Annotated in this window: 3 protein-coding genes; all 3 read left to right on the top strand. The window is 38.7% G+C overall.

Annotated elements, in window-relative coordinates; all coding sequences use genetic code 11:
• A partial coding sequence (locus LHW48_06950) for a type II secretion system F family protein (GenBank protein MCB5260194.1) occupies positions 1 to 386 on the top strand: 386 nt, incomplete at its 5' end.
• A 22-nt stretch (positions 387 to 408) separates the two neighbouring features.
• A complete protein-coding gene (locus tag LHW48_06945) occupies positions 409 to 1,134 on the top strand; it encodes a hypothetical protein (protein MCB5260193.1) in 726 nt (241 codons plus the stop codon).
• A 156-nt stretch (positions 1,135 to 1,290) separates the two neighbouring features.
• Positions 1,291 to 4,527, top strand: a 3,237-nt coding sequence (locus LHW48_06940; protein ID MCB5260192.1) for a hypothetical protein, incomplete at its 3' end; no start/stop codon positions are given.

Below are 4,527 nucleotides of genomic sequence, written 5' to 3'. Positions count from 1 at the left end.
GGTTACTGATTAAGAGTGGTAATTCACTAAGCGATTCTCTACGCGTAAGCGTTAAAATCTCGCATAACTCATATTTTCGCACCAAACTCGAACATTGCATTGAATCGGTTAACAAGGGTAAGAGCCTTGCATACTCTCTCAGGCAGACCGATGTATTCCCTGATATGGTGCCAGAGATGATTTCAATTGGAGAAACCACTGCAAAACTTGAAGATATATTGGTATACATAGCAGAGTTCTATGATAAAGAGCTAGATACTGTTGCTGATACTATATCAGCTATAATTGAACCAGTCATTATCACTGCAGTAGGCTTGTTTATCTCAATTATTATCATTTCCCTGTATCTCCCTCTATTTGATTTGGTTAATATTATAAACTACTAAAACGTTCCTATTAGGAGGAAAAATGAAACGTACCTTGTTGTTATCAGTGATCATGCTGACAATCGGTATCACTACATGCTTTGCAGAGGATGATATCTATAGCATTAACGGGTCTTTGGGTGTCGGGATTGCCTACCCTACCGAGAAGTTAGAAGTAAAAGGCTCAATTAAGGGTGGGATTGTTATTGATGATGGCAGCGGTTCTGTCGTACTGGAAAAGAACTATATGCTAAGCCCGGATTCGCTTGTGTTCTCATGGAGGGATGGTTCTTCTGGTAATTATTGGTCTACAGGCTTTCACAAGCGAGGTATCAATAGCAAGCTGTATTACGATTTTGTTGGCCATGGTATAACCCCCAATCCCGGGTTTCATGGATCATATGATTTCATAGTATTAGACACGGGGCGTATTGGCATCGGATCTGATGAATTCCCCACCGGGTGCAGGTTAGCTGTTAACGGGAAAGTTTATGCCACAGAGATAAATGTGAAAACATATAATAACGGATGGCCTGATCATGTTTTCAAAGAAAACTATGACCTGATGTCATTGAATGAAGTTGAATCCTTCATTAGTAAAAACGGACATCTTCCGGGTATTCCAAGCGCAGAACAGGTTTCCCAAGATGGAATCAACATCAGTGAAGTGCAAGCAATGCTTCTCCAAAAGATCGAAGAGCTCACTCTTCATGTGATTGAGCTGAAAAAAGAGAATGAGAGTTTGAAAGTATTGATACAGGACAAGTAAGTCATAAAGATTATGAATAACTGTCGTAACTCCTCTTCCTGTTTCATGAGTCTCAAAATATGACTACAATGGTTACATCAATAGGATGAGTAAGTATGAAAGTAATATTTTGAGTTATAACACTGGTAAGAACGCATCTCTGTATATGGAGGAATAATGAAATATCTTAAGTATTTATTGATCGCATTAATACTCATCTGTTGTTACGTCTCGTTATACTGCCAAGAAGGCATTAACACATCGCTTGATGAAAACAATCCAGGCTTTTTCAACACTCAATCCAGTGACATACTTTCGGTTAGCCAAACAGATAATGGCAGTAGAAATCAACTTGGGGCAAGTAACTTTGTTAACACATTTACAGGGGATGTCTCATTCCCTATAACTCTTGTTAGTTTGTCAGGCAAAAATGGACTCGATGTTATAGTTAGTGCAAAATATAATAGTAATAATACTAGCATTGAATACAAGCAATCCAATCACTTCAGATCAACAGGCGTTTTAGGGTTTGGATGGACTATGGTTTATGAGACTATTGTTGTGAATAATAACAATACGACTTCTACATCCGATGACACATATTATTTTGTTGATTCCAATGGTTCATATGAACTATCCTGCATTAGCGTTGATAATACCTTGAACACAAGGAGCTTTGCACTTGTCAATTATCGCCCATGGAAGATCACATACTATCAAGACTCAGAAAAATGGTTGATAGTTGATGATAATGGGACAACCAAGACTTTTGGAGGTTTAGATTTAACGAATCTTGACGATGAACCGTTGAATGCAATTCAATGGGGTGTAAGGTGGGGTAACTCTATTTGGACACCCAGCTGTGGATTAGTAAATACTCAAACAGACAACGATAGACAGAAACGTTACCCCACAACATGGAACCTATCTACAGTTGAAAACACATGGGGTGAGAAAATCTATTATAAATATATGTCTGACGAAGCCAATGTTGGACGGATCGGTAGCACGATGGGAGCATTACCTCAAAATGATCCCAGTCTTGATCATGTTTTAAGATATACACGATCATCATATCTTGCAAATATCACGGATACATATGGTAGACAGGTAGTTTTTGAGTATGTCAGTAGAGCAGGACAAGAGCTTACAGACCAAGATTTATATGGTGAGAATTCTGAAAATTCAAATTGGGGAGATCCCTACCAAGAAAAAGTTATCTCCAAGGTTTTGGATAACATAACCACTTACTCAGAAAATATTATCATATCCAAGGCAAAATTTAACTATGATGTCTCGGTCTTGCCTTGGGATGGAACCGCAAAGCGAAAGCTTACTGACATCTCTTTTTACAACGAACGAAATGAAGTGGGAGATAGATACTCATTCCAGTATAGCAACGACGTCTCTGGTAATCTTGGTGCAATGACAAATATGATTTTACCTAGTGGTGCTTCAATTGGCTTCAGTTATCTGGACAATCAGTCTAATCTCTTTTCCAGCGGTTCTATTTTACACTCCCCGATTTTTCAAGGACTTGATCTAAGTAGCGATGGACTAGCTGAAACTCAAGCCAGAGAAATTGGTCTGATGCCTCCTGATGGTACGTTTGTTACAACTCCTTATATGTATTTTGGATCAGATTACATAGTTGTTTGCTGGTACAAGTTCACGGGAAGGGCTCAGATTTATGCCTTCCTCTGGGATGGAGTTTGGATTCCCTCGGGATTGTTGCATACATACAGCAATACTTCTCATAATGTGTATACGGGCAGCACCGGTTACTTAGACTCTGAAATAGACGAAATCGTGCAAGATAAGTTTGACCTGAACCTTGTTATAACGATGCAAGATGATTTCTTTGCAACAATAAATTCTGGCGTAGATAACCCTAGTGTAGTAATATACAGAAAAGACAAGTTATCATTATATGGCGGATCTTCTTGGATAGTTACTCAGCCGTATATTGAAGAAACGCAGCCCTATGCTCATATTAATGGATTGACATCTGGCAAAGATTTTCTAATTGCTTATAATTCCGATCAATACACCTCATTGAATCTTGAAGTATCTCGCTTCTTTTTTTGGGAATGGGATGATTTAGCTCAAGGATGGATTATTAACACAACACTTTCAAACAGACCTTCTGGTACGAGTACAATCCATCAATCTTTTAACTGGACAAGAATGGTGGCTAACAACAATTGGTTCGCTTATAAGAATATATTCAGCCCCGGCAATGCTGATCGGACATTCCGGCTGTATAGTAAATCACAAGATAAAAAGTGGAGACTCCTTAGTGGCGGTGGTGGGCAATACTCACACCTATATATGCCAATTTTTGATAACAACGAAAATGACAATATAAGCCATGCTTTTTTAAACTATGCGGGTAATGACTACATTGTTGGTCGTCAATCATATGTAAATAATACATCTCAAGAATATAAGGTGTATAGCTGGACTGACGACTTTTATAATCCTCAGGTCTTGGAAGCTGGGATAACCACAGGGTCTATTAACACTAAATCTACTCTTGATAATCTCACCCAGTACTATAACTATAAAAGGAGTCAGCAGAATATAGATGTAAATAAGATATTGTTTAGCAGGTACAATGGAAAGCAATGGGTAACTCAAAGCTATAGTAACCCGGGAATTAGAAGGTACAGACTTGCTTCTGCAAGGGACGTTGTTGTTTATTCTGACAATTTTGATCTGGATAGCTCGGGGGCTCCATATGGTGCATGGGGTCAATGGTTTGATAATTTCAGTAATGTTTGGAGACCTTTTACGAATTATGAAGGCTTTGGTGGCCAAGTATCATACAGTAATTTTGTTAACAATCCGAACAACTCGTGGCTACCTTTTAAACCAGTTGCATCAAAGAATGTGATTGGATACTATATCAGTCAAGATGACCTTCCATCTCCAGCTCATTCATCAATATTCCAGTTGGCTATTAGGAAAAAACCGATTCCTTCTAGGGATGGAATGAGCGTCCAAGAGATATGTCCATGGCAATGGCTGCCAGTGCAAGGTTCTGGAAGTGGGATCAGGCACATTAGCGATTTAGCCGTTGGAGATAACTACTATATTTTTAATGAACATCTTCAAAATTCCTCAAATAATCAATGGGAAAAATACCCTAAAATCTGTGTTATGAATCCTGATGCGAGTTGGCCATTTGATCCCCATACGATCACAGGTATCAATGGTTCGTCATACAGAGTTAATGAAGATTTTGTCAGCAGCGATTGTTTTGTTCTCCATGACCCATATAACGGTAGGCTATGGCTTCACAAGGTACTGGCTAGCAGATACAAAGGAGTCATAGCAGATTTTGCAGTTTCGGAGATAAGTATCAATACGGGCACAGGCATTACTAAAACTAAATATGAGTTTTCGATAGGT

It is taken from the genome of Candidatus Cloacimonadota bacterium, assembly GCA_020532355.1.
Classification (GTDB): domain Bacteria; phylum Cloacimonadota; class Cloacimonadia; order Cloacimonadales; family Cloacimonadaceae; genus UBA5456.
Note: the sequence above shows the minus strand (reverse complement) of the source record. Positions and strands in the feature narration are given on the sequence as shown.

Excerpts from the sequence above, each read along its gene's own strand:
- LHW48_06945 (MCB5260193.1), top strand. The coding sequence starts at position 409 with ATGAAACGTACCTTGTTGTTATCAGTGATCATGCTGACAATCGGTATC.